The organism is Pedobacter immunditicola (genome assembly GCF_037482985.1).
GTDB lineage: Bacteria > Bacteroidota > Bacteroidia > Sphingobacteriales > Sphingobacteriaceae > Pedobacter > Pedobacter immunditicola.
In genome coordinates, this window is the sequence record NZ_JBBHKC010000007.1 from 22928 (window position 1) to 49544 (window position 26617).

The following is a 26617-nucleotide window of genomic DNA, read 5'->3' on the forward strand; positions in this document are numbered from 1 at the left end:
TTTTTAACTTTGTAATAACCCTTAATCTTAATTAAGAACCGTGGAAAATACACAGCTGACTACATTAGAGACCGCGAAAGATTTAGGTCTTTTAGCGGAAGAGTTTGACCGGGTTATAGAAATACTGGGTCGTACTCCTAATTTCACCGAGTTGTCCATCTTTTCGGTCATGTGGAGCGAGCATTGCTCTTATAAAAATTCCATCAAATGGTTGAAGACATTACCTAATGAAGGTCCGCACTTGCTGGCTAAAGCAGGTGAAGAAAATGCAGGAATGGTAGACCTTGGTGACGGTATAGCCTGCGTGTTTAAAATAGAATCACACAATCATCCTTCGGCACTTGAACCCTACCAGGGGGCGGCTACCGGCGTTGGCGGCATCAACAGGGATATTTTTACCATGGGTGCCAGGCCTATCGCGCAGTTGAACTCCTTACGTTTCGGCGATCTCAAACATGCCAGAACGCAGTATCTTTTAAAAGGGGTAGTGCAGGGGATAGGAGATTATGGCAATGCTTTCGGCGTACCCACTGTTGGGGGCGAATTGTTTTTCGACGAATGTTATTATGTCAATCCGTTGGTCAATGCCATGTCTGCCGGTATCCTTAAAGTAGGGGAAACCGTTTCTGCTACATCTTATGGGGTAGGAAACCCTGTATATATAGTGGGTTCTGCAACCGGAAAGGATGGTATACATGGAGCTGCTTTTGCTTCTAAAAATATTACCGAGGATTCGATAAATGACCTGCCTTCGGTACAGGTTGGAGACCCTTTCCAGGAAAAACTTTTATTGGAGGCTACCCTCGAAGTGATTAAGTCGGGTGCCATTATTGGTATGCAGGACATGGGGGCTGCGGGAATCATCTGCTCTACTTCTGAAATGAGCGCTAAAGGCGAACACGGGATGCGGATTTTTCTTGATCTTGTGCCCACCCGCCAGGCGGACATGCTGCCTTTTGAACTTTTATTATCTGAGTCTCAGGAGCGCATGCTGATGGTGGTGCAAAAAGGGCGTGAAGCTGAAGTCGAAGCTATATTCGACAAATGGGACCTTAATTGTGCCATCATTGGTGAAGTGACGGATACCCAGCGACTGGAATTCTTTATGAACGGCATATTAGTGGCGGATGTACCTGCGAAAGATTTGGTATTGGGCGGCGGTGCACCTGTTTACGACAGGCCTTATAGAGAGCCGGCTTATTTCCAGGAGTTTAAAAAGTTTAAGATAGATCAGGTTGCCGAGCCGCAGAATTTAAGGGCTATTGCAGAACACCTGACTTCACACCCCAACCTGGCTTCCAAACGTTGGGTTACTGAACAATATGATTCAATGGTGGGTACAGCAAACCTGACTACCAACCGGCCCAGCGATGCGGCTGTTATTGCTGTGAAACACACCAATAAAGCCTTGGCTTTGACTATCGATTGCAATGCCCGTTATGTGAATGCAGATCCAGAGGTGGGTTGTGCCATCGCGGTTGCGGAAGCTGCGCGAAACATTACCTGTGCGGGTGCTGAGCCCGTAGCCATCACCAATTGCCTCAACTTCGGCAATCCTTATGATCCTGAAGTGTACTGGCAGTTTGTGGGTGCCATTAAAGGAATGAGTGCTGCGGCCACCAGGTTTCAAACACCTGTAACCGGCGGTAATGTGTCCTTTTATAACCAGTCGAGCGATGAGGGACCTGTATTTCCAACTCCCACAATTGGGATGCTTGGGGTGCTGGATAACCTACAAACGTTAACTTCCCTTGCTTTTCAGACGCCCGGTGATTTAATTTACCTGATCGGCGCTTCACATAATTGTATTTCATCTTCACAATATTTAACTTCCTATATACAAATTCAGGCCTCACCTGCACCATACTTCAATTTAGAAGAGGAGTACGCCATGCAACAGGTCGTAAAACAATTAATTATACAAGGCTTAATCAGGTCTGCTCACGATGTTTCAGACGGCGGCTTATATATAACGCTATTGGAATCCTCCCTTTGCCAAATGCTTGGTTTTGATATCAATACCGAAGATGGTATACGCAAAGACGCTTTTCTATTTGGGGAGGCACAAGGAAGGGTTGTTGTTTCGGTATCTCCCGATCTGCAGGAGTCGTTTGTTGAGCTGATGGCTGCTTCCACAACTGACTTTAGTTTGATTGGTACAGTAACCACTGGAGCGTTGCTCATTGATGAGGAAAGTTTTGGGTCTGTAAGGGAAGCGAAAAATATCCACCATAACGTATTGCATAATTTGTTAGGTGCTTAATAGATACTATGTTTAATAAAATCCACCATGTTGCCATTATTTGCACTGATTATGATCTGAGCAAAGATTTTTACGTAAATATTCTCGGTTTAACGGTTGTTCAGGAAGTGTACCGGGCTGAACGTAAATCTTATAAGCTTGACCTTGCCATCAACGCACATTACCAGATTGAATTATTTTCTTTTGAAGATGTCCCGCCAAGGTCGTCCCGGCCGGAGGCTGCCGGATTAAGGCACCTGGCTTTTGAAGTTGACAATATAGAAGCCGTTGCCCAATGGCTGAACGAGAAAGGTGTGCTTACAGAAGCCGTTCGAACGGATGAGTACAGCGGGAAGAAGTTCACCTTTTTTGCCGATCCAGATGGATTGCCATTAGAAATATATGAACGCTGATTTGAATGGGAAGCATTTTTAAATTTAAACAATTCGAAGTGGACCAGTCAGACTGCGCCATGAAAATTAATACTGATGGTGTTTTGCTGGGCGCAATTGCAGTACATGCTGCACCCACCAGGATCCTTGATATTGGAACTGGGACCGGAGTAATCGCCATGATGCTTGCCCAACGTTATGTGCAAGCTTTTGTAGAAGCGGTTGAAATCGATAAACCTGCAGCCATCAGGGCAGCCACAAATTTTAATCAATCTGCATTTGCGGGCCGTCTGATGGTTAATCTCTCGGATATTTCCGCCTTTAAGTCCGATGATCGTTACGAGCTTATCGTATCAAACCCACCTTACTTTGTAAACGACCTTAAAAATCCTGAAGCCAGGAAAGGCATAGCGCGGCATACCCATGAAGATTTTTTTGCCGCCTTATTGCGCAAAGTCTCCGGGCTTTTACATAAGAAAGGTGTTTTTTGGGTTATTCTCCCCGTAAAACAGGCCGAACAACTGGCGGTTAACGCAGTATTATCACGCCTTTTTCCATTAAAAATTATCCACATTTTTTCTGATATTTATAAAACGGAATTCAGACAGATTATATGCTTCAGCTTTAGTCAACAACCTCCTGAACACGAAAACTTCTATATATATGAAGCCGAAAGGGTGTATACACCTGCTTACATCAATTTGCTGAAAGATTACTTTTTGGCCTTTTAAATTAAAAATCTTGAAGAAAATAGGACTGCTATCTGATACCCATAGTTATTTGGATGATGCTGTATTTAAGCATTTCGACCAGTGTGATGAGATATGGCATGCTGGTGATTTTGGCACCGGTGTAGCTGATAAACTTGCCAAGTTTAAACCCTTAAGGGGAGTATATGGTAATATCGATGATAAAGAGATTCGGATGGCCTATCCGGAGCACTTGCGTTTTCAATGTGAAAAGGTCGATGTCTGGATAACACATATTGGCGGTTACCCCGGAAGGTATGCTCCGCAGGTGAAGCCGGAGATTTACACTAAGCCGCCGATGCTTTTTATCACTGGTCATTCTCATATCCTAAAAGTCATGTTTGATGAAAAAATTAACAGCCTGCACATAAATCCCGGTGCAGCAGGTAAATCAGGCTGGCATAAAGTGAGAACTTTAATCCGATTTTGTATTTCTGATGAAAAAATACATACCTTAGAAGTCGTAGAATTAGGCAATAGATAACGTAAAAAATACACTAAGGTATGTCAGGCATTAAAACATTAGGTCAGTTTATAATTGAAAAACAGGGCGACTTCCCATACGCTAAAGGCGAGCTTTCCAGGTTATTGAGAGATATTGGAATTGCATCAAAAATTGTTAACAGGGAGGTTAACAAAGCTGGTCTTGTAGATATCCTGGGAGAAGCAGGAACGGTTAACATACAGGGTGAGGACCAAAAGAAACTCGATGTGTTCGCCAACACTCAATTTATCGCTGCTTTGACCAGTGGTGGTGAGTGTTGTATTGTGGCGACCGAAGAGGAAGAGGAATTTGTTCCCATTGACTCCCCGGTGTCAAAGAACGCCAAATATATTGTATGTATTGATCCATTGGATGGCTCTTCAAATATAGATTGCAATGTTGCTGTTGGTACTATCTTTTCCATCTACAGGCGCAAATCTATCGATGGCATGGCTACCATAGATGATGTGCTGCAAAAGGGGACGGAGCAGGTTGCAGCTGGATATGTGATTTATGGCTCATCGACCATGATCGTTTATACAACAGGACATGGAGTGAATGGCTTTACGCTGGATCCATCTATCGGAGAGTTTTGCTTATCACATCCAAATATGAAGGTGCCTGCAGATGGCAATATCTACTCCATCAATGAAGGTAATTATGTGCATTTTCCTGAAGGGGTTAAGAAATACATTAAATATGCACAGGTAGAAGATACGGCAACAAACAGGCCTTATACATCCAGGTATATTGGTTCCATGGTGGCAGATATACACCGGAACTTAATCAAAGGGGGTATTTATTTGTATCCCACCACATCAAGCTCGCCTAATGGAAAACTGCGCCTGATCTATGAATGCAATCCAATGGCTTTCCTTATCGAACAGGCTGGAGGTGTAGCCTCAGACGGATTGAACAGGATTCTTGATATCCAACCGACAGCTTTACACCAACGGACCTCCATTTTTATCGGTTCAGAAAAAATGGTGAGAACAGCAGAGCGCTTAATGGAGGAATATTCTCCGGTAAAACCGATAGCTGAATGCGTTAAAAAAATAGAATTAAATAACTTATAAAAGGCTGGGTTTATTTCGTTCCGCCTCGAAGGGGGCATCTATAGCCAATGTACTTGTTTGTTTGGAGGCCGCAACTGCCAGCTGGTCACAACGCTCATTTTCAGGATGGCTATTATGCCCCTTTATCCAGATAAATTTTACATGATGCTGTTTGTATATCTCCAGGAAGCGTTTCCACAGGTCTGCATTTTTCTTCCCTTTAAAACCTGTTTTCACCCAGCCAAAAACCCATTTTTTCTCTACTGAATCTACTACATATTTGGAGTCTGAATAGATGGTAACTTCCTGCCCCGGACTTTTAATAGCTTGCAGCCCAACAATGACAGCCAGCAGTTCCATGCGGTTATTGGTTGTTAAACGAAAGCCTCCGCTTAATTCTTTATAATGAGATCCTGAACGTAAAATCACTCCATAACCACCAGGACCCGGATTTCCACTTGCTGCACCGTCTGTGTAAATATTTATCATCGCTGACAAAAGTAGAGAATTTACCTTGTAATGAAACATTGTTTAAACAAAGAAAGGGGCTGCAATTCAAGACCCGCCTTTACAGGAGTGTACTACCAATCATAAAAATTTAGCCGGTAAACAAAAACTTAGTATTCTGTTGAATGTTAACCTAAAATTGACCATTTAAAATTTGAGCCATGGAAACAACGACAGCACTCCACGAGTCATTTGTAACTGAGGGGTATGATTTTCAGTATCTTTTAAGGCAACCAGCAACAAAGTCAACAAAACAAAAAGGCATTATTTTATTACACGGTGTAGGTGGTAATGAAAAGGATATATTTAGCCTGAAGCTCCATTTACCAAAAGACTGGGTATTTATTAGTCCTAGGGGCCCTTATGTATTAGGTGAAGGTATTTTTGCCTGGTACGAAGTTGATTTTGCCAGTGGCAAACCTGTGATTAATGTGGAGGAGGAAACGCAGAGCCGGCAAAAATTAGTGAAGTTTATTGCCCAGCTAAAAGAGACTTACATGCTTGACGAAATTTACCTTGGCGGTTTTAGTCAGGGGGGAATTATGAGTTATACCATCGGGCTTCTCCATCCGGAGCTGATAAATGGTCTGGTTATTTTAAGCAGCAGAATGCTGCCTGAAATAACACCGTTAGTGACAAAGAAACCAGCACATGGAAATTTAAGGGTATTTGTTGCTCATGGTACGCTCGATGCTTCGATGTCTGTTAGCTGTGCCAGAGAAGCCAAAGAATTTCTTCAAAACCTCGGTGTTCAGCTCAGCTACCATGAGTATATGCTGGGGCATCAAATCAATAAAAAGATTGTAAAAGATCTTGTGGCATGGTTGTCATGATACGTGTGTTTTAAACAAATATGCGTGTTTGTTCAGGAAGTTTTATCCTTTTCCCCCAAAAGATAGGGGTAGTTTTCAATAGTCTTAAAACCTAGGATAAAGATCATAGGCCTATAGCTTCGGAATAGCAATGAAATTTATCTATGGTGATGAAAATTAATGTGCCTGAGGACTAATTAATTACTGAAAATTACCGTGGATTTGTAAAATAAATTTGTATGTTCTATAAAAGTTTGTACTTTTGTCAAACTGAAATATACGGTGGTTTTAGCTCAGTTGGTTAGAGCATCGGTTTGTGGTACCGAGGGTCGTGGGTTCGAGCCCCATATTCCACCCCAATCAGTAAAAGCGGTCTAAACAGACCGCTTTTTTTTTTACGGCCTATCTCATTGGCTTATTCATTTGCTGTTTATAGCGTATATCGACTTGCTTATACTCAATTTTGCACTAAATTTCCTTTAAGAAAATATTACATTAAAAAACTGAGCATTGGCTTTCATTATTAAGAAAAGATAATTACATTTGGGCTTACCCTTTATTGGGTATGTTTTTCATAGGTAGATGTAGGGTCGGATACTTGTATTCGGCCCTTTTTTATGGTAAAGATTGTATCTTTAGGCCATCTATGCGCAAAAAAAAACTTATAATCGCCATCACCGGAGCTAGTGGATCTATCTACGCGAAGCTATTACTTGATAATTTAATGAAGTTAAGTGACCAAATTGAAAGGGTAGGCGTGGTGATGTCCGACAATGCCAAAGAAGTTTGGCAGTATGAGCTTGGAAATCAAGCTTATGATGATTACGCCGTTGATTTTTACCAAAAAATGGATTTTAATGCACCTTTTGCTTCCGGTTCTGCCAAATACGATACCATGGTCATCATTCCTTGTTCCATGGGTACGCTGGGAAGAATTGCCCAGGGAATCTCCAACGACTTAATTTCGCGGGCAGCAGATGTAATTTTAAAAGAACGCAGGAAGCTGATTGCTGTGGTGCGTGATACACCATTCAGTCTGATCCACCTTAACAATATGAAGACGGTTACCGAAGCTGGGGGAATCATCTGCCCGGCGAACCCTTCCTTTTATAACCTGCCCAAAACCATTGAAGAAGTAGCGCAAACGGTAGTAAGCCGGGTTATTGATTTGACAGGCCTGGAACAGGATAGTTATCGCTGGAATGAGTAATTTTATACAAAGTTTACAATCAAGCCTTCATTTGCAAAAGGATAAGCAATTCAAAACTGTATCTTTGCAGACTTTAATATGAAGAAAGTTGCTTTTTATACATTAGGTTGTAAGTTGAATTTCTCAGAAACTTCAACAATTGGTCGTCTGTTTACCGATGCTGGTTATGCTGTCGTTGATTTTACAGCTGGTGCCGATGTTTATGTCATCAATACTTGTTCTGTAACAGATCATGCGGATAAAAAATGCCGCAAGGTGGTTAAGGAAGCTTTGAAATATGCGCCAAATGCCTACATCACCATTGTAGGCTGTTATGCACAATTGAAACCTACCGAAATTGCAGAAATTGAAGGTGTAGATATGGTACTTGGGGCTGCAGAAAAATTCAGGATTGTTGAATTTATAACTGACCTTACCAAACAGCCAAAAGCAATTGTTCACCAGCAAAATATCGAAAAAGTAAATCATAATTTTATTGCCGCTTATTCTATTGGCGACAGAACCCGTACTTTCTTAAAAGTTCAGGATGGTTGTGATTATCCTTGTACTTATTGCACCATTCCGCTTGCCCGTGGGGGAAGCAGAAGTGACACCATTGAGAATGTGCTGAACCGCGCCAGGCAAATCGCTGAAAGCGGGGTTAAAGAGATTGTTTTAACGGGGGTGAACCTTGGTGATTTCGGAATCAGAAATGGCGAGCGCGAAGATAAGTTCTTCGATCTTGTTAAAGCGCTTGACGAGGTAGAAGGTATTGAAAGAATCAGGATTTCTTCCATTGAGCCCAATTTATTGAGCAATGAAATCATTAGTTTCGTTGCAACTTCTAAAAGATTCGTTCCCCATTTCCATATTCCCCTGCAGTCTGGTTCCAATAAAATATTGGGCCTTATGCGCAGACGTTACCAGCGTGAACTTTATACTGAACGAGTAGCCCATATTAAAGCGCTTATTCCCAATTGTTGCATAGGCGTAGATGTCATTGTAGGTTTCCCAGGCGAAACCCATGAAGACTTCCTGGAAACTTATCAGTTTTTAAATGAGCTTGATATTTCCTACCTGCATGTCTTTACTTATTCAGAGCGTGAGCAAACTGCAGCAGCAGAAATGACCGGTAGCGTTGCAGGTAGCACCCGTGCAGACCGCAATAAAATGCTGCATATTTTATCTGACAAAAAAAGAAGGGCTTTTTATGAGTCACAGCTAGGCACAGTGGGAGAGGTTCTTTTTGAGGATGACCAAAAAAGTGGCTTTATGCATGGATTCACCAAAAATTATGTAAAAGTACGGGCGAAGTATGACCCTGTAATGGTGAATGAAATTAAATCTGTGAATCTTGTTGCAATTACTGCGGATGGTGAGGTAGAAGTTACTGAATGCAGCCAGGTTTTAGCGCATTAATACTATATTCGCATAAAACTTTTTAATACGTATGTTTCCTACTGTATCTCATTTTATAGAATACCTATTTGGCGTCCAGATTCCCTTACCTTTTAATACTTTCGGTGTATTTGTAGCATTGGCTTTTATGGCCGGTTACTGGGCTTTCAGTAAGGAGCTGCAACGTAAAGAGGCGCTCGGTATTTTGCATCCTATAAAGAAAAGCATGGTGATTGGTAAGCCAGCGAGTACGTCTGACTTAGTATACAATGGGATCTTCGGTTTTTTAATTGGTTATAAGCTGGTTTATGCTTTACTGAATTACCAGCTCTTTGTGAGTGATGCCCAAACGGTATTGCTCTCCACAAAGGGAAGCCTTTTAGGTGGTGTATTTTTTGCAGGCCTTTTTGCCTATTGGGAATATAAAGAGAAAGGGAAACATCAGCTTTCACAGCCTAAAACTGTACAGGTAACACAGCATCCTCATGAATTGATGGGCCATTTAATTGTATGGGCCGCAATATGGGGCTTTCTTGGTGCTAAAATATTTGATAATCTCGAACATTGGGATACCTTTATAAAAGACCCTATTGGTGGTTTGTTATCCTTTAGTGGTTTAACTTTCTATGGGGGGTTAATTTGCGGTGGCGCTGCGGTAGTTTACATTGCAAGGAAGAATGGCATTAAACCCCTGCATATGCTTGATGTTGGTGGTCCGGGAATGATGCTGGCTTACAGTGTGGGCAGAATTGGATGCCAGATGTCCGGTGATGGCGATTGGGGTATCGTTAATACCAATCCTAAACCTTTCAGCTGGTTCCCCGATTGGTTGTGGTCCTCTACTTACCCTAATAACGTAGCCATGGAGGGAAATCCTATTCCAGGCTGTGTAGGAAGATTTTGTAATGAATTACCTTTACCCGTATACCCAACACCAATTTATGAAGCCCTGGTGTGTTTCGTTTTGTTTTTGATTTTGTGGAAGATTCGCCATCGTATTAAACTTCCTGGAATGATGTTTGGCATTTATTTAATGATGAATGGCGTTGAGCGCTTCCTGGTTGAACTGATCAGGGTAAACACTAAATACAACGTTGCAGGAATTGCTTTTACACAGGCTGAATTGATTTCATTGATATTATTTATTACTGGTTTGGTACTTGTGGTATACTCTGTTAAAAATAAAGAGAAACACGCGGCCTATTAAATTTAAAGCCATTGGATTACGAATTGTTATGTACCAAGGTTATCGCGATTACGCGTTTAACTGGTAATTTTATAAGAAAAGAATCCATGAATTTCGATGAAAAAAAAATCGAACTGAAGGGGTTGAATGATCTGGTGTCTTATGTTGACAAGACCGCAGAGGAACATCTGGTCGTCAATTTAGCTGAATTAATTCCCGGTGCGGGTTTTGTTACAGAAGAAGAAACCGTTGATACGAAGGGTGGCACCTATAACTGGATCATCGATCCTTTAGATGGTACCACTAACTTTATCCATGGTGTGCCTACTTACTCCATTAGCATAGCGTTATATGAGGATAACAGCCCGGTGCTGGGTGTTGTTTATGAAATTAACAGAGGAGAGATGTTCTATAGCTATAAGGGTGGCAGTGCTTTCCTTAATAACAAGGTCATTAGTGTTTCCAACCGTAATCAGCTTGCTAACTCCTTGCTGGCCACTGGATTTCCTTACTATGATTTTGAAAAACAAGCGCAATACATGGATCTTATCGCAGAAATGATGCGCAAATGTCATGGATTAAGGCGTATTGGCTCTGCTGCCGTTGATTTGGCCTATGTGGCCTGCGGCAGATTTGATGCTTTCTTTGAGTATAACCTTAACGAATGGGATGTGGCTGCGGGAGCTTACCTGGTACAACAGGCAGGAGGTCATGTGCTGAACTTTAAAGGGGGAGATGAATTTGTGCTCAACCGGGAAATATTAGCCACTAATTCTTTAATCGATCAGGAAGTTCTGGAAGCCATGAGCAGGCATTTCAATAAATAAAACAAATGAATGATATCGTTTTTAATAAATAGCAAAGGCCCTGAATCAGGGCCTTTGCTATTTATTAAAAGGAAATTTATATGAATGTAACCATCATCAGCCTGCAAATGCAAAATGGCAAAAAATTAAAGCTGATGATGGTTTCATTATTTATGAAAACAAAATATGCTCCAACGTAATTTTAAAGGGCTTCAGAAACTACCTCTTTCACCTCAGGTACCATTCTTTGCAATAAATTCTGGATACCAGATTTTAAGGTAATGGTAGAAGAAGGACAGCCACTGCAAGAACCTCTCAATTCAACAGTAACCACACCATCATTGAAAGACTTATAGCTTATTGCACCACCATCTTGTTCAACTGCGGGACGGACATAGTCGTTCAGGATCTGTTGAATTTTAATTTCAATATCTGTGCCTTCAAAGCTAACAGGCTCCGACGTTTCATCCTTGATTTTATATTCTGATTCTACAGCGCCTTTTACAAATTCTTTAAGAATAGGCTCGATATCCGGCCATTCAACATCTTCGGTCTTTGTGACCGTAACAAAGTTGCTGGCGAAAAATACTCCATTAACGAAATTGAACTTAAACAACTCTTTTGCAAAAGGTGAATGCTCAGCACTTTCTTTGGTTGCAAAATCCTCACTTCCGTTGATCAATAATTTATTGACCATGAACTTCATTGTAGCCGGATTTGGCGTTTGTTCTGTATATACGTTGATAGTCATTGTCTTTCTTTTTTACAAAAATAAATAATCTATTGATGCTATTGAACTTATACTTGTCTGTTAAAGGTCATTAATTGTTAAAACACCCCTGTATAGTTGTAGGGCGTGATTTGTTTCAACTCTTCTTTCAAATCTGGACTGATTTCCAGGCCATCAATAAAAACCGACATGGTTTGGGCAGTAATTTTCTGATTGGTACGTGTCAGGTCTTTTAAAGCTTCATATGGGTTAGGGTAAGCCTCTCTTCTTAACACGGTTTGAATAGCCTCAGCTACTACGGCCCAGTTATTATCCAGGTCTGCTGCAATGGCATCGTTATTAAGAATAATTTTGTTTAGCCCTTTCAGCGTAGAAGTAATGGAGATGACAGTATGTGCCATTGGTACGCCAACATTTCTTAACACAGTGGAATCGGTAAGGTCTCTTTGCAAACGGGAGATTGGTAGTTTGGCAGCAAAAAACTCAAACAGCGCATTGGCAATCCCAGCATTTCCTTCCGCATTTTCAAAATCTATCGGGTTTACTTTATGAGGCATGGCCGAAGAGCCAACTTCACCTTCTTTGATCCTTTGTTTAAAGTAATTTTTAGAGATATAAGCCCAAATGTCGCGGTCGAGGTCAATAATAATGTTATTGATTCTTTTTAGCGCATCACACTGTGCGGCAAACTGATCATAATGTTCGATTTGGGTAGTATGTTGTGCACGGTTTAAACCCAGTGTTTCATTCACAAACTGGTTTGAAAAATCTACCCAGTTAATTTTTGGGTAAGCAATATGGTGCGCATTGAAATTTCCTGTCGCACCACCAAATTTGGCGCTGTTAGGGATATTTTTAAGGTTATTTAACTGAATTGCCAATCGCTCGGCAAATACAAGAAATTCCTTGCCTAATTTAGTAGGAGAGGCAGGCTGCCCGTGTGTATGCGCAAGTAACGGAATATCTTTCCATTCCTGCGCCAGCTCGTTGAGCTTGCTGATTAAGTCGGAAATTAAAGGATAATAAATTACATTTAAAGCCAGCTTAAACGTGTAAGGAATTGCAGTATTGTTGATGTCTTGTGAAGTTAAGCCGAAATGAATAAACTCCTTAAAGGGCTGAAAATTCAGGTCATCAAATTTTTTCTTAATAAAGTATTCAACAGCTTTCACATCATGATTGGTGATTTTCTCTGTATCTTTTATTTCCTGAGCATCTGTTTCGCCAAAAGCTTCATAAATATTGCGGAGCTTGTTATAGTTGGCTTTGTCAAATGCGGTTAATCCGGGTAGGTTTAATTCACGAAGTGCAATAAAATATTCAATTTCAACGAAGACCCTGTATTTAATAAGACCGTATTCAGAGAAATAGCTTGCTAATGCCTGAGTGGTGTTTCTATAGCGGCCATCAACAGGAGATATAGCTTGAAGTGGAGATAAGTTCATGTAAGTGGAATGTTTTTACATGGTAAAGGTAACATTAATTAAGTATTTCAGGGAATCGGAAGGCTGAAAAGGGGGTTCATAGATAGGTCACTTATCAATTAAGCGGGTATTTGGAAAGCCTTGCCAGGGCCTTGCTAGGGCTAAATGACCTGCCAAGGCCCTAGCAACGCCCTGGCAACCCCCTGCCAACGCCCTGGTAAAATCAGCGTATCCCTGCTTTTGTCCTACACGGTAGGAGTTTACTTGCACTGCAAATTTTCCTGCTAATGACCTTAAAACCTGACCGCACAAAAAAAGCCTGTACTCGTGTGAGTACAGGCTTTTATAAAAGGTAATTTTGACTAGTGTTTTACTTCTGTTTTTTCAGTTTCAACAGTAACCGTAGTATCTTTTACTGTAGAATCTTGAACTGTAGTATCCATAGCAGTAGTATCAGTGATGATCGTTGAAGAGTCAGTTAAAACTGAGTCTGCGTCTGAACCAGTTTTTTCTGAACTGCAAGCTGCTACTGATAAAGATAATGCTAAAGCTAAAAAGCCAAATTTAAATAAGTTTTTCATCCTAATTTTCCGTTTAATAAATTAATTAATTTTACAACTTAATACCGATAGTTTTAAAAGGTAACCCTAAGTTTTAATTTTTTTCGATAAAAAAATAATCATCAGCTAAACCTATGCTTTTCATAGGTTTTCAAGATTTTATTTGTTCTGCTGGTATTTCAAATGCCCACGCCGAATATCTTAAGATCAAACCAACAAACATTCCGCCTAACAGACCGCCAATGTGTGCGGCATAATCTATTCCGCCTGTAAAGCCTATGATTAAATTAAAGGCAATAAAAATTAAGCTATATGTTAGGAATACTTTGTTAAAAGCTGGATTGAATAATTTAGTGAGTAAGAATATAAGTAACATTCCATAGAGTCCAAAAACAGCACCTGATGCACCTACGCTAATTGTTGCTTGAAACCAATAGATACTGGCACAACTCGCCAAAATGCCCAAAGCTATATAGATAATCAGAAATTTAGTTCTGCCTAATATTGGCTCCAGAAGTGATCCAACAACTGCTAAAGCACCCATATTGAATATGATATGCATTAACCCGCCATGCATAAATGTATTAGTAAGCAATCGCCACCATTCACCGCTTATGGTTGCTGGGCGGAAATTGGCACCCTAGACGATCTTCAAACGGGATGTTAACAGCTAAAAATACAGCTGTCTTTTCAGATCTATAATTTTGGTTTTTTTCTATCGCTTTATTGAAACCTTCTGTATCCTCATTAAAGCCAACCCTATCGAGAAAAATGAAGTCTTCAAAATTTTCTTTATTGAAGCTGTTCTGCGATTCTATAGAAAATGTCTGATACTCCCGTTGTTTTTCTGCTGCTGAAAGCTTATTACTAATTGTTTTTTGATATTCTTTCCCTAACCATGCCAGGCAAACTGAATTCAAGGTATCGGTTTCGGCGGCAAAGATTGGCATAGCGATATAAATATGCATATTAAAATGATTGTTGTACTTACCACTCACATCAAAAGAGGTATGCATACCAATATTGGATTTATGAACAAAATGCCTGTCAATTTTGTAATACTTCGATGGTTCAAATTTTGATATTTCATTGACGTTATGGAGCTGAGTGAGTTTACCCGTGGCCTCTTTAAGGTAAATTTGTGACATCACAAACGGAATGATTAAAATGAAAAAAAGCATCATTGTATAGAAATCGATCCAGTTTCCTTTTTTGGTTGTGAGCTTCAAAGACTTAAGTGCAGGTCTGAAATAAAATAAAATTGGGATCCATGGCAGTACAACTGGACCAACGACATCTACGTAGATCTCTTTGACAGTGAATAATTGAAATTTGATGAGGAGTACCCAGTGGAGTAAGGAATATATTCCACAAAGTGCAAACGCAGTAATTAAGAAGGGGATAAAAAAAATCTTTAATTTTTTAATGATCACAGGAGAGAGAAAGAGAGTGGGCATCAGCGATGATTTAAGTGAAGAGCGTTCGGATGATTTAGAGATTGACGGTATTTTTTTTAAATTTTGTTTATGATATAGCTTGCTGGTATTATAAATATGAAATCTTAGTGGTAACTAACTTCAGCGCATAAATAAACAAGCTAAGCAAAATGAATAGGGCATAAAAAAGTCCGGCATCATAATTAATGATGCCGGACTTTTTATAAAGAATAAAGTTGACTAGTTTTTAACTTCTGTTTTTTCAGTCTCAACTGAAACAGTAGTATCTTTTACAGTTGAATCTGTAACTGTAGTATCCATTCCAATAGTATCAGTAATGATAGTTGAAGAATCAGTTAAAGTAGTGTCAGCGTCTGAACCAGTTTGTTCTGAACCACATGCTGCTACTGTCAAAGATACTGCTAAAGCTAAAAAGCCAAATTTAAATAAGTTTTTCATTCTAATTTCCGTTTAAATAATTAATTAATTTTACATCTTAATACCCGTAATTTTAAAAGGTAACCCTAAGTTTGAAGAAAAATGTAAAATACTTTTTTTAAACCGATGACCAGGGATCAAATATATCTGTTTGTATGATTTAAGGCATTAAAGTAAATTTTTTAATTATAATTGGGTTACCATTCACATATAAAAGTATTAATTGGTGAGTAATAAGTTAAGCAGTTCACTTCCAACAGATAGAGAAGTAGTTTTAGGAATTCTAAATAACTCGGATGAAGCACTGAATAAATTGTACGTAGGGTATTTCCCCATGATTTTACAATTTATTTTGAATAACAACGGGGATGAAGAAGATGCAAAAGATGTTTACCAGGAAGCGATAATTGTTTTATATAATAAAATAAAAAGTGGTGATTTTGAATTAAGCAGCAAACTTAAAACCTATATCTACTCAGTTTGCAGACGCATATGGTTGAAAAAACTTTCCAAGGAAAGCAAAAAAGCTATAAATGTGGCAGATTTTGAAGATATAGAAGCTGTAGAAACTGATATGGAAGTTCATGAAGAGAAGGACCAGCAGTTTGAAAAAATGAAGTCGTCACTTGAACTTTTGGGAGAACCTTGCAAGACTATTATTCAGGATTTTTATATTAATAGTTTATCCATGCAGGAAATATCTGAAAAATTTGGATACACCAACACGGATAATGCGAAGACGCAAAAATATAAATGCCTGCAAAGATTAAAGAAACTGTTTTTTCAAGCTTAAATAAAAATGAGAAACGAATTACAACTTGATGCTATTATTGAAGATTATTTGAATGGCAAACTTACTGAAGAAGAAAGAAAGGCCTTTGAACAGCTTCGTGCAAATGATCCGTCAGTAGATCATAAGGTAGTAACACATCAGTTTTTTCTGGATTCAATGAAAGAATATGGTGCCACTTTATCCCTTAAAGATAAAATGAACGCTATCCATGCTTCTATTGACGTTGAAAGCTTGTCTGACAAACTAAAACCTCATCCATCATTTATTGTAAATCTATGGCGTAATAATAGATCCGCAATTGCTGTGGCTGCTTCTTTTGTATTGCTGACAATGGTTTCTATTTATTCTATTCAACACAATACCAAACAAAACGGTAGTTATGAGGTGATGAGCAGGGAATTGGTGAAAATTAAAAACTCTCAAAATAACCTGATCAGGAACATCAATAACAGGAAACTGGAAAAAGCTCCTGTAAACCCTGCCAAATTTGGAGGTACTGGTTTTGCACTTACGTCTAACGGTTATTTATGTACCAACCTTCATGTCATCAATGGTGCAGATTCGGTGCATGTGCAGAATGCCAAAGGTGACTCCTTCAAGGCAAAAGTTGTTTACCAGGATCCACAATATGATCTGGCTATCCTAAAGATTGTAGATCAAAATTTTATCGAATTATCTTCTCTGCCATATAAAATTAATAAAGGGAATATCGGGATGGGAGAGAACGTATTTACGCTTGGCTTCCCTAAAGATGACGCGGTGTTGGGTGAAGGTTATGTGAGCTCTAAAACTGGTCATGCTGGTGATACTACAGCTTACCAGGTGTCTATACCTGTTAATCCGGGGAATAGTGGAGGACCACTGTTAGATAACCGTGGTAATGTGATCGGTGTAATTAACGCTAAAGAATACCAGGTAGATGGTGCTGCCTTTGCAGTGAAGTCTAAATATATCTTGGAAGCACTAAGTGCTATTCCACAGGATTCACTTGGTAAAAAAACCTTATTAAAGAAAAGCCCCTTGCTAGGTTTGAATCGTACCAAACAGCTTGATATGATTCAGGATTACGTTTTTATGATCAAAGTGTATAATTAGTCATCCGCCTATTAGTATATAGGCTTACTATGATAAATATTTAAAACCCCCGAACATTTGGTCGTTTCGGGGGTTTTCTTTTTATAAATTAGCCTTTGAAATAATATACACATAAAAAACGATATACTATGAGTTTAAGAATAGGGGACGCAGCGCCCAATTTTCAGGCAGAAACATCAATCGGAAAAATTGATTTTTATGAATTCCTTGGAGACAGCTGGGGAGTTTTATTTTCACATCCTGCAGATTATACACCAGTTTGCACTACAGAACTTGGTCGCACGGCAGCACTTAAAGGTGAATTTGAAAAAAGAAATGTAAAAGTTTTGGCTTTGAGTGTTGATTCAGCTGAATCGCACCGTGGTTGGATTAATGATATCAATGAAACCCAAAATACAAACGTTGAATTTCCAATCATTGCGGATGAAGATAAAAAGATTGCTGACATGTACGACATGATCCATCCAAATGCTTCGGAAACGCTTACCGTTCGTTCTCTATTCATCATCGGTCCTGATAAAAAGGTAAAATTGATGCTTACTTATCCGGCATCTACCGGTAGAAACTTTAATGAAGTGTTGAGAGTGATTGATTCTTTGCAACTAACAGCTAATTATAGCGTAGCTACACCCGCCGATTGGGAAGATGGTGATGATGTGATTGTAATGAATAGTATCGCTACTGAGGACATCCCTGCGCGTTTTCCAAAGGGTCACGAAGTGATAAAACCTTACCTGAGAACTACCCCTCAACCGAATAAATAATTAATTTTCCGATTTACTTGTTTTCCTTATTATTTAGTGATAATTTGAGATACCAAAACACAAATTATTATTTATTTAAGACTAAAAATTATGAATACCGGAAAAGTAAAATGGTTTAATTCTGAAAAAGGCTATGGTTTTATTGTTTATGAAAACAACAAAGACATTTTTGTGCACTTTAAAGACGTTCAAGGTGGTATTGACAGCTTGAAAGAAAATGATGCAGTAGAGTTTGACATTGCTGAAGGCCAGAAAGGCTTCCAGGCAGTGAGGGTAAAAAAGTACAACAACTAGTTAAACCAAGGCAAAATGCTCTTCTATGAAAGAAGGGCATCTTGCCTTTTTTATTGCCAATCAGGTTTAATTAATAATGTTGTATAATGCTCGCCCTGATAATAATCCGCCGTGAAGGCTTCATTTGAGTGAATATCAGAAATTCTTTCCCAGGTTTTATTTTATATTTCCGCGCTAGTTGGTCTGCCTGATCAGGATAATTCCTTACCAAAACATTTCCATGTAAGATTTTAATTTTCTTTAAGTCTGCCGCGCTGACTATACCCTCCACCTTGAAAATCCTTCCAGGGAATTCCGGCTTCAATTCTTTGGAAGTATATAACTGTGTCTGCTCTTCCAATTTTTCCAGGTTATACTTTTGTCCGATCATGTTAAAACCGCCGCTTTTAAGCAAGGCTACATCAGGCTCATAAATATAATCCAGTAACTGATCCGCTATAACCGGCACTGCCTTTTCTTCGTTTAAAAAAGAAAACTGTTTAAGACTATCGTTTAAAGTGGTACTGATAATTCTGGTTGGTGTTTGCGCATCTTTTTCCAAAATAAAGAGCAGTTCTTTACATTCGTTTTTGGTGCTCACTACGTGAACTGCTGTTACATGTTTTAGTTCTTTTAATCCGGCGGTGATGTCCAGCAGGGGTGAGGTTTTAATAATTACCCTTGAACCCTTGTTTAAAAGCAGGTCCAGGTGTTCCACCACATCAGGCGTACAATCCTTTAGCATAAATACCTTCCCTGCATTGCTCCGCCTGCCAGGATCAATATAGATGGTATCGAAAGTTTCATCAGTAGCCCCTAAGTAAGCAATACCATCACCGGACAGAAAAGTCATGTTCTTGACTTGGAGGACTGCTGCATTATGTGCTGCAATTTGCGAGAGTTCATCGTTTATTTCGCAATGCAGGACAGACTGTGCCTTTTTTGCAAAATAAAAACTGTCTACCCCAAAACCTCCTGTCAGGTCAATCACTTTACCTGTTTTAATCAGGCTTGCTTTAAAAGCGGCAGTTGTTTCAGACGAGCATTGTTCGATTGATAAGGGCTCAGGATAGTAAATTCCGTGTTGCTGAAACCATGTCGTCAATTTCTTTTCCGCTTTTTTTCTGGCTTTAATCTGCGTAGAAAGTTCTTTAGCAGAAACATCCTTAAAAGGACTTTTTGACAAAGCAATTTTATGTACATCAGCGTTTATATGTTCGATGATGTATTGCTGAACTTCAATATCTAGTATAAACCTATTCAACGGCAGGTTGGTCTTTCATTAAAATCTGGCAGGTATAGCGGCTTTTAACTTCAAGCATAATTTGCTTGTTCTGGATAACCCTGTTAATGGTTTCCTGGTTATAATACCTAATGGTAACAAGCTCCAAACCTGTGTTGTATTTAACTTTGTAAAATTCAGACAAATCTTTAATCAGTGCATTTATTTTTGATTCTTCCTGATCTACACTTACCGAGAAACTCAATGCAGCATTCAACATGGTGTTTATTTTAACCTTATGTTTATGGAAAAGGTTGAAAATATTGCTGAGGTTTTCTTCGATAATGAAGGAATAGTCTTTAGGAAAAATAGAAATCAGCACCTGGTTTACTTTAAAAATAAAAGAAGGTACAGGCAAATGAGATTCCAAAGCAGTAATTACTGTTCCTGGTTGCGCCGGATCAATAAACGACCGCACATAAAGTGGAATGCCTTTGTTTTGTAAGGGTTTAATGGTTTTGAAATGTATGACCGTTGCCCCATAATAAGTTAGCTCAATGGCATCATGATAGGAAAGTTGTGGGATTTTCTCTGTTTCGGCAAACCATTTGGGATCTGCGTTCAACACGCCGGGTACATCTTTCCAGATGGTAAGAGCCCTGGCATTTAAACAGGCGCTAAAAATGGCTGCAGAATAATCTGATCCTTCTCTGCCCAGGGTAGTAGTGAAATTTTCACTGGTGCTGCCAATAAATCCTTGAGTAACCACAATGTGTTTCTGAAGTTGTGGTAGCAGGTGTTTCTGAATTTCGGTCTCGGTTTTAGGCCAGTCAACTTTTGCTTCCTTATAACTGTTGTCGGTTTTGATGTAATTGCGTGCATCTGCCCAAACTGCGTTACACCCTATTGATTTAAGATAGGCAGTGATTAATTTGGTAGAGGCCAGTTCGCCTATGGAAACAATCTGGTCGTAAATATAATCTGGCGCATCACTGGCTTCCTCTTCAAGCAACCATTCGATTTCTACAAAAACATTGGCTATGTCATTATATACTGCAAGATTATGATCTGGGAACAGTTCATTTAACACTTGGAAATGATAGGCTTTTACCTCTTCCAATTGAAGGACTGCCTGTTGATTATCACCGGCAATGTACGACTGGCTAAGCGCAACCAGCTGATCTGTTATTTTTTCCATTGCGGAAATCACAACCAATAAGTTCGCTGAAGCTGCATTTTTGACCAGCATCGCCATGTTTTGGATGGCCTTTGCATCGGCAACTGATGCGCCACCAAATTTGTATACTTCCATATTATTTTATTACAGGTAGTGCCGGATTGGCAATTAACAGCTCCTTTATAGCTGCATATGGGATTAGTAATTCTGTAGTTCCTTCAGAATAAGGTTTAATTTCGTAAGTGTTATACAGGAATTTTAATCCTTGGTCTGTCATTGTAAAGTTATCGTTTAAAGTGAAAACACCTTTATCAAAGAAATAATCATTATCAAGGCTTTGTTTTGAATCCAGTTTTTCGTCAGTTCTAAAGATTTTTTCAGCAACTTCCCTAAGTTTCGGCTGATTTGCCGGCGGTATTAAATCAGCTAATTTAATTTCCTGCAGCGTAGTAGAGTTGTAATTTTTATAAACAATGGCCGAGTTTGGATGTGCTCCGCCAGCATAGTCTATGTAAAAGTATTTTAAACCCAAATAATCTTTTCTTTGAGGCAATACGGTAATGTTAACTTCTTTAAACCAGGCTGGTGTGTGTCCCAAACCTTCTTTTTTGAAATCATCATATTGCCTGATGAAACTGCCAGCCAGATCCTCAAAGCTTTTATACGGAGGTTCGTCCGGGCTGTTACTTTTTAAAGCATTTCCTTTCACGAGTCCGTCCACTTGCTGGTTGTTGAAAACCGGGTAAACAATGGTCACCATCGTTGTATCCTTAGCGCCTTTAGTGGCTGGAACCAAGTTCTTGCTATATAATTTTAATGAGTCGTAACGAAAAGCAAGCGTATCGGCCTCTAAATTCAATGAATCTTTTTGATAGTTGAGTGTATCTTCGGTGCCTTGTTTATTTTGTTCATTTTGACAAGCAAACAAGCTTGATATCAATATGATCGCAATGATTCGTTTCATCAGTTTACTTGTTTATCTGTTCCTTTGAAAAGGAAGCATTCAGCCATCCAGATTCCAAATAGGCATTATATTTATTGTAAAAATTAATCGCAGGTTCATTCCAGTCAAGTACCTGCCAGCTCATTCCATTAAATCCTTTATCCTTCGCCTCTTGGATCACTGTTTCAAAAAGCAATTTGCCTACGCCCTGACCCCTGAATGCTTCGGTCACAATAAAATCCTCAAGATATAAACGACAACCTTTCCAAGTGGAGTACCTGATATAATAAAGGGCAAAACCGATGACCTTGCCTGATACCTCGGCTACAAATGCTTTCCATACGGGCTTTTCACCAAAACCAGCTTCTATAAATTCTTCAAGGGTAACGGTAACTTCCTGCGGCGCTTTTTCATATAAAGCCAGTTCATGAATTAACTCTATAAGGGCCGGACAATCTTGTGCTGTTGCGATGCGTATATTTATATTCATTCTGCTTTGTGGTGTTTTATGATTCTTTTACCAAATATACTGCTCCCAATTCTGACCATGGTACTGCCTTCTTCTACTGCTATTTTATAATCTGCAGACATCCCCATGGAGAGTTCTTTAAAAGAGTCTTCCTTTCGGAAAAAACTAAGTTTAATTCCCTCAAACAAAACTCTGAGTTCCTGAAATTCATCACGTATTTGTTTCTCCGAAGTGGTGTTACTTGCAATTCCCATCAGACCGATAATTCTTACGTTTTTAAGGTTCTGAAAGCTGTCTGAACGCAGTAACTCTACGACCTCATCAAAACTAAGGCCGAATTTCGTTTCTTCGTCAGCAATATAAACCTGCAATAGGCAGTCTATTACCCGGTTATTCTTTGCAGCTTGTTTATTGATCTCTGTTAAAAGTTTTTCACTGTCTACAGATTCAATGACAGTTATGAATGGTGCAATGTATTTCACTTTATTACTTTGTAAATGGCCTATTAAATGCCATTCAATGTCTTGAGGTAACACTGCTTGTTTTTCTACCAACTCCTGCACTATGTTTTCGCCAAATACCCTTTGACCGGCATTATAGGCCTCCATAATTTCATTTGCATCATGAAATTTAGAAACAGCAACCAATTGAGCGGGGCTGTCTTCCAATTCCTTTTTATATTTCAATAAGTTATCTGCTATGCTCATTTATCAGTATTTTTGGTAAAATTAACAACCTTGCCTCAATTTGTGCAAGAAATAGTCATGTTTAAAAAATTAATGAAGAAGATTTTATTTTTAGGTGTCGTATTTGCGATTTTATCCGGATGTAAATCCCCGATTCCAGAGCATATCATTCAGCCGGATCAAATGGGTAAGCTCTTGTACGACATGCACATGGTAGATGCCTATATCAGTACGATGCCTAACCAAGATTCGGCAAAAAAGGTAGCTGCCTCTTATTATAAAGGAATCTATAAAAAGTTTAAAGTAGATTCTGCACTGTATCAGCAAAGCATGGACTTCTACTATGCTAACCCCGAAATCATGGCTGACCTTTATAAAAATATACAAGCGAAGGTCAATCAGACGAAAACGAAGGTGGAAAAAGTTCAGGAAGCGCAATTGAAATTAGAAACCCAGCAAAGATTAAAAAGGGATTCTTTGCGAAGTGATTCGATTAAACGTGTGGACTCGTTGAAAAAGCTGAAACTGAAGAAAGCTGGTGTGAAGGACAGTGCGGCGATAAAAAAAACAGATAGTGTGAAGGCAAGAAAGCTTTTGCAAAGAAAAAAGGTGCAGAAGAAAGCACAGGAAGTTAAAAATGTTAATACACAACCAACGCTGAGATAATGTTATATCCGGAGAATTGTTTGGAGCGACTGGGTTTCAATGAAGTAAAAGCGCTGATCTATAAGAACTGCCTGAGTCCGATGGGCCAGCAGATGGTCAGCAAAATGCAGGTCATGACTAAATATGACCAGATCAATAAATTTTTAAGACAAACCAGCGAATTCAAAAGCATCCTGGAAAACCAGGAGCCTTTGCAGATTACTGCTTTTTTTGATATAAAGTTCCTGGCAGATAAAATGAGGGTTGAAGGGAGCTACCTCGTGGAGGAAGAATTGTACCAAATGTACACATCCCTGCAGACGGTGTTTTCTGTCATCCGCTTTTTTGATGAAAGAAAGGATGTTTACCCTAATTTGGAGGCTCTTTTTGAGCATTTGCCTGTAGAGAAGAACATTCTTAAAAAAATAGAACAGGTACTTGATCCTAAAGGAAAGATTAAGCCCAATGCGTCACCTGCCTTGCAGCAGATTATAGCTGACATCGCCAAAGCCGAGCAGGAAGTGCGCAAAAGAATGGATAGTATTTACAAACAGGCTGTTGGTAATAACTGGGTGGCTGATGGTAGCTTAACTATTCGTGATGGCAGGATCTGTATCCCCATTCTGGCTGAAAATAAACGTAAGCTCAAAGGCTTCATTCATGATGAATCTGCAAGCGGACAAACGGTTTATATGGAGCCGGAAGAAGTGTTTACCTTGAATAATAAACTGAGGGACCTGGAATTTGATAAGCGCAGGGAGATCGTCAGGATCTTAATTGCCTTAACATCAGACCTGAGGCCATATACGCCATTAATTCTATCTTACCATGGTTTCCTGACCAAGTTGGATTTTGTAAGGGCAAAAGCACTTTTCGCTATTGAAGTGGAGGCCGATATGCCTGTTCTGGTTAAAGAAGCGAAAACTAAACTGATCAATGCCCGCCATCCCTTATTGTTGTTATCATTTAAAGAAGATAAGAAAACAGTGGTGCCTTTAAATATGCATATCAATGAGAACTTAAGAGTCTTACTGGTATCAGGGCCAAACGCGGGGGGGAAGTCTGTTTGCATGAAAACCGTAGGCTTATTACAGCTGATGGTACAGTCAGGACTGCTGATTCCAGCACATGAATCCAGTGAGGTGGGGGTCTTCGATCAGATTTTTGCAGATATCGGTGACGATCAATCTATTGAAAGTGACCTGAGTACTTACAGTGCTCACCTTACTAAAATGCGTTATTTTGTGGCACATGCCAGTCCGAAATCATTGGTGTTAATTGATGAGTTTGGTACCGGAACTGACCCGCAATTCGGGGGACCGATGGCCGAAGCCGTATTGGAAGTGTTGAATAACAAAAAGGTGAGAGGAGTTATTACAACCCACTACTCTAACCTGAAGCTTTTTGCCGGTAATACCCCGGGATTGGAAAATGCCTCAATGTTATTTGATAACCACAAAATGAAGCCTTTATATGTGTTGGAAATTGGAAAACCTGGGAGTTCTTATGCTTTTGAAATTGCGCAGAATATCGGTTTGCAGCCTGAAGTATTAAAACTCGCTAAAGAGAAAACTGGTACTAACCAAAACCGGATCGATAGCTTATTGGTGGATTTGGAAAGGGAGAAAAAGCAGATTTATGATACTAAAATTCACCTCTCTACGCAGCAGAATAAAGTAAAAAACCTTGTTGCTGAGAATGAGAAATTGAAGCTGTACCTTGAAGAAAACAAGAAGGTGCTGATCAGGGAAGCGAAACTGGAAGCACAAGCCATCATCAAAAATGCAAATAAGCTGGTAGAGCAGACGATTGCGGAGATTAAGGAGAACCAGGCTGATAAGGTGGCTACCAAGCAGTTAAGGCAAAACCTTCAAAAGGTGATGGTGCAAAACCAAGTAAAAGAAGAAAAGAAACCTGAAACACCGGTGCAGCTGCATACGCCTATCGAGGTTGGTGATTGGGTGAAATTAAATAATAGTGAGACCACAGGCCAGGTATTGGAAATTAACCGCGATAATTTAGTGGTGGCGCTTGGGGACCTGAGGTCGGTGTTGAAGAAAAATAGGGTTCAAAAGATCAGCAATACCCAAGCGAAGAAAGCGATACAGTCCAACTCTTATTCAGGCAGTATTTCTGAGGCCATCAGTTCATTTAATGCGGAGCTGGATTTAAGGGGTAAACGTGGTGAGGATGCTTTGCAGGAAGTGGAAAAATACCTTGACAGGTCGGTAATGATGGGCTTTCCCTTTGTTAAACTGATTCATGGTAAAGGTGATGGGATTTTGAGAAAGCTGATCAGGGAATATTTGAAAAAATATAGCCAGGTTACACGGGTGGAAGATGAACATCCTGACAGGGGTGGTGATGGCATCACTTATGTGTATTTTAAATAAAGCTTTCAACAATTTTTCCTAATTTAACGTCCAAACCAAATATATGATCAATAAAGTTGTATCCGGGGCCGATGAGGCTATTCGCGATGTTGCTGATGGCCACACGCTCATGCTTGGTGGTTTCGGCTTGTGCGGAATTCCAGAAAATTGTATTGCTGCGCTCGTTAATAAAAAAGTGAAGAATCTGACCTGCATTTCTAATAATGCAGGGGTAGATAATTTTGGGATTGGTTTATTGCTGCAGCAACGTCAGGTTAAAAAAATGATTGCTTCTTATGTTGGGGAAAATGCGGAGTTTGAAAGACAGCTTTTAAGTGGTGAACTTGATGTTGAACTTATTCCGCAGGGAACTTTAGCCACGCGTTGTATGGCAGCGGGCTATGGGATGCCGGCCATTTTCACGCCCGCAGGGGTGGGCACCGAGGTTGCCGAAGGCAAAGAAATCAGGAATTTTAAGGGCAAAGATTATCTGATGGAATATGCGTTTGAAGCGGATTTTGCCATCGTTAAAGCTTGGAAAGGAGATACCGCCGGAAACCTGATCTATCGTTACACCAGCAGAAACTTTAACCCGGTGATGGCGATGGCTGGAAAAATTACCATTGCCGAAGTAGAAATTCTGGTGGAAGCGGGTGAGCTTGACCCGAATCAGATCCACACGCCCGGGGTCTATGTTCACCGTATTTTTCAGGGTGCTCATTATGAAAAGAGAATTGAACAACGTACTGTAAGAACCAAACAATAAAATG

The 26617-nt window shown here is 39.7% G+C and carries 29 protein-coding genes and 1 tRNA gene; 18 read left to right on the forward strand and 12 right to left on the reverse strand.

Annotated features, from left to right (window positions below):
* Positions 1–40 precede the first annotated feature (40 nt).
* The 5 genes from purL to fbp are packed head-to-tail and all read left to right on the forward strand — an operon-like array spanning position 41 to position 4943.
* Positions 41–2263: a phosphoribosylformylglycinamidine synthase subunit PurL gene (gene purL / locus WG905_RS13340; protein ID WP_339592230.1), complete on the forward strand. Its 2223-nt coding sequence runs from the start codon at positions 41–43 to the stop codon at positions 2261–2263.
* Positions 2264–2271: 8 nt separating this feature from the next.
* The gene (gene gloA2 / locus WG905_RS13345) at positions 2272–2655 is read left to right on the forward strand and encodes an SMU1112c/YaeR family gloxylase I-like metalloprotein (RefSeq protein ID WP_339592231.1); all 384 of its coding nucleotides are present in this window, start codon (positions 2272–2274) and stop codon (positions 2653–2655) included.
* 59 nt (positions 2656–2714) lie between these two features.
* Positions 2715–3365 (forward strand): tRNA1(Val) (adenine(37)-N6)-methyltransferase, encoded by a 651-nt coding sequence (locus WG905_RS13350; RefSeq protein WP_339592232.1) that lies wholly within the window; start codon positions 2715–2717, stop codon positions 3363–3365.
* A gap of 10 nt (positions 3366–3375) precedes the next feature.
* Positions 3376–3867 (forward strand): metallophosphoesterase family protein, encoded by a 492-nt coding sequence (locus WG905_RS13355; protein WP_339592233.1) that lies wholly within the window; start codon positions 3376–3378, stop codon positions 3865–3867.
* 20 nt (positions 3868–3887) lie between these two features.
* The gene (fbp, locus tag WG905_RS13360; protein WP_339592234.1) at positions 3888–4943 is read left to right on the forward strand and encodes a class 1 fructose-bisphosphatase; all 1056 of its coding nucleotides are present in this window, start codon (positions 3888–3890) and stop codon (positions 4941–4943) included.
* On the opposite strand, the gene rnhA is transcribed toward fbp, so the two are convergent.
* Positions 4938–5411 (reverse strand): ribonuclease HI, encoded by a 474-nt coding sequence (gene rnhA / locus WG905_RS13365; protein ID WP_339592235.1) that lies wholly within the window; start codon positions 5409–5411, stop codon positions 4938–4940. The genes fbp and rnhA overlap by 6 nt on opposite strands.
* A 179-nt stretch (positions 5412–5590) precedes the next feature.
* On the opposite strand from rnhA, the gene WG905_RS13370 reads away from it, so the two are divergent.
* The 6 genes from WG905_RS13370 to WG905_RS13395 all read left to right on the forward strand — a co-directional run bounded on the left by WG905_RS13370 (position 5591) and on the right by WG905_RS13395 (position 10841).
* Positions 5591–6262 carry an alpha/beta hydrolase gene (locus WG905_RS13370; protein WP_339592236.1) on the forward strand — a complete coding sequence of 224 codons (672 nt, stop codon included), beginning with the start codon at positions 5591–5593 and terminating at the stop codon, positions 6260–6262.
* Between the two features lie 261 nt (positions 6263–6523).
* A tRNA-His gene (locus WG905_RS13375) sits at positions 6524–6600 on the forward strand.
* 287 nt (positions 6601–6887) lie between these two features.
* Complete coding sequence (locus WG905_RS13380; protein WP_339592237.1) at positions 6888–7451, forward strand: UbiX family flavin prenyltransferase; 564 nt, start codon at positions 6888–6890, stop codon at positions 7449–7451.
* Positions 7452–7529: 78 nt separating this feature from the next.
* A complete protein-coding gene (gene mtaB, locus WG905_RS13385) occupies positions 7530–8849 on the forward strand; it encodes a tRNA (N(6)-L-threonylcarbamoyladenosine(37)-C(2))-methylthiotransferase MtaB (RefSeq protein WP_339592238.1) in 1320 nt (439 codons plus the stop codon).
* Between the two features lie 31 nt (positions 8850–8880).
* The gene (locus tag WG905_RS13390) at positions 8881–10035 is read left to right on the forward strand and encodes a prolipoprotein diacylglyceryl transferase (protein ID WP_339592239.1); all 1155 of its coding nucleotides are present in this window, start codon (positions 8881–8883) and stop codon (positions 10033–10035) included.
* Positions 10036–10046: 11 nt separating this feature from the next.
* Entirely contained in the window at positions 10047–10841 is a 795-nt protein-coding gene (locus tag WG905_RS13395) for an inositol monophosphatase family protein (protein WP_339592240.1), read from the forward strand.
* 181 nt (positions 10842–11022) lie between these two features.
* On the opposite strand, the gene WG905_RS13400 is transcribed toward WG905_RS13395, so the two are convergent.
* The 6 genes from WG905_RS13400 to WG905_RS13425 form a co-directional block, all read right to left on the reverse strand.
* On the reverse strand, positions 11023–11571 hold the full coding sequence (locus tag WG905_RS13400) for a NifU family protein (protein ID WP_339592241.1): 549 nt from the start codon (positions 11569–11571) through the stop codon (positions 11023–11025).
* Positions 11572–11648: 77 nt separating this feature from the next.
* Entirely contained in the window at positions 11649–12995 is a 1347-nt protein-coding gene (purB, locus tag WG905_RS13405; RefSeq protein ID WP_339592242.1) for an adenylosuccinate lyase, read from the reverse strand.
* Between the two features lie 341 nt (positions 12996–13336).
* Positions 13337–13555, reverse strand: coding sequence for an OmpH/Skp family outer membrane protein (locus tag WG905_RS13410; RefSeq protein ID WP_339592243.1), 219 nt, complete (start codon positions 13553–13555; stop codon positions 13337–13339).
* Positions 13556–13685: 130 nt separating this feature from the next.
* Positions 13686–14111: a rhomboid family intramembrane serine protease gene (locus WG905_RS13415; RefSeq protein ID WP_339592478.1), complete on the reverse strand. Its 426-nt coding sequence runs from the start codon at positions 14109–14111 to the stop codon at positions 13686–13688.
* A 28-nt stretch (positions 14112–14139) separates the two neighbouring features.
* Positions 14140–14991, reverse strand: a complete 852-nt coding sequence (locus tag WG905_RS13420) for a hypothetical protein (RefSeq protein WP_339592244.1) — start codon at positions 14989–14991, stop codon at positions 14140–14142.
* 219 nt (positions 14992–15210) lie between these two features.
* The gene (locus WG905_RS13425; protein WP_339592245.1) at positions 15211–15429 is read right to left on the reverse strand and encodes a hypothetical protein; all 219 of its coding nucleotides are present in this window, start codon (positions 15427–15429) and stop codon (positions 15211–15213) included.
* Positions 15430–15634: 205 nt separating this feature from the next.
* On the opposite strand from WG905_RS13425, the gene WG905_RS13430 reads away from it, so the two are divergent.
* The 4 genes from WG905_RS13430 (at position 15635) to WG905_RS13445 (ending at position 18354) form a co-directional block, all read left to right on the forward strand.
* Positions 15635–16201, forward strand: coding sequence for an RNA polymerase sigma factor (locus WG905_RS13430; RefSeq protein ID WP_339592246.1), 567 nt, complete (start codon positions 15635–15637; stop codon positions 16199–16201).
* 6 nt (positions 16202–16207) lie between these two features.
* Positions 16208–17296, forward strand: a complete 1089-nt coding sequence (locus tag WG905_RS13435) for a S1C family serine protease (protein WP_339592247.1) — start codon at positions 16208–16210, stop codon at positions 17294–17296.
* A 128-nt stretch (positions 17297–17424) separates the two neighbouring features.
* On the forward strand, positions 17425–18060 hold the full coding sequence (locus WG905_RS13440) for a peroxiredoxin (RefSeq protein WP_339592248.1): 636 nt from the start codon (positions 17425–17427) through the stop codon (positions 18058–18060).
* A 90-nt stretch (positions 18061–18150) separates the two neighbouring features.
* Positions 18151–18354 (forward strand): cold-shock protein, encoded by a 204-nt coding sequence (locus tag WG905_RS13445; protein WP_339592249.1) that lies wholly within the window; start codon positions 18151–18153, stop codon positions 18352–18354.
* A gap of 70 nt (positions 18355–18424) precedes the next feature.
* On the opposite strand, the gene WG905_RS13450 is transcribed toward WG905_RS13445, so the two are convergent.
* From WG905_RS13450 to WG905_RS13470, 5 genes are read right to left on the reverse strand one after another with little or no spacing between them, the layout of a single operon-like run.
* Positions 18425–19597 (reverse strand): THUMP-like domain-containing protein, encoded by a 1173-nt coding sequence (locus WG905_RS13450; protein WP_339592250.1) that lies wholly within the window; start codon positions 19595–19597, stop codon positions 18425–18427.
* Complete coding sequence (locus tag WG905_RS13455; protein ID WP_339592251.1) at positions 19590–20867, reverse strand: aspartate kinase; 1278 nt, start codon at positions 20865–20867, stop codon at positions 19590–19592. Before WG905_RS13455 ends, WG905_RS13450 begins: the two co-directional genes overlap by 8 nt.
* A gap of 1 nt (position 20868) precedes the next feature.
* On the reverse strand, positions 20869–21696 hold the full coding sequence (locus tag WG905_RS13460) for a DUF3298 and DUF4163 domain-containing protein (protein WP_339592252.1): 828 nt from the start codon (positions 21694–21696) through the stop codon (positions 20869–20871).
* A gap of 4 nt (positions 21697–21700) precedes the next feature.
* On the reverse strand, positions 21701–22165 hold the full coding sequence (locus WG905_RS13465; RefSeq protein WP_339592253.1) for a GNAT family N-acetyltransferase: 465 nt from the start codon (positions 22163–22165) through the stop codon (positions 21701–21703).
* Positions 22162–22851 carry a YggS family pyridoxal phosphate-dependent enzyme gene (locus tag WG905_RS13470; protein WP_339592254.1) on the reverse strand — a complete coding sequence of 230 codons (690 nt, stop codon included), beginning with the start codon at positions 22849–22851 and terminating at the stop codon, positions 22162–22164. Before WG905_RS13470 ends, WG905_RS13465 begins: the two co-directional genes overlap by 4 nt.
* Positions 22852–22923: 72 nt before the next feature.
* On the opposite strand from WG905_RS13470, the gene WG905_RS13475 reads away from it, so the two are divergent.
* The 3 genes from WG905_RS13475 to WG905_RS13485 are packed head-to-tail and all read left to right on the forward strand — an operon-like array spanning position 22924 to position 26613.
* Entirely contained in the window at positions 22924–23496 is a 573-nt protein-coding gene (locus WG905_RS13475; protein ID WP_339592255.1) for a DUF4296 domain-containing protein, read from the forward strand.
* Positions 23496–25868: an endonuclease MutS2 gene (locus tag WG905_RS13480; RefSeq protein ID WP_339592256.1), complete on the forward strand. Its 2373-nt coding sequence runs from the start codon at positions 23496–23498 to the stop codon at positions 25866–25868. The genes WG905_RS13475 and WG905_RS13480 overlap by 1 nt, the downstream gene beginning before the upstream one ends.
* Positions 25869–25911: 43 nt before the next feature.
* Positions 25912–26613 (forward strand): CoA transferase subunit A, encoded by a 702-nt coding sequence (locus WG905_RS13485; RefSeq protein ID WP_339592257.1) that lies wholly within the window; start codon positions 25912–25914, stop codon positions 26611–26613.
* The last annotated feature ends 4 nt before the right edge of the window (positions 26614–26617 follow it).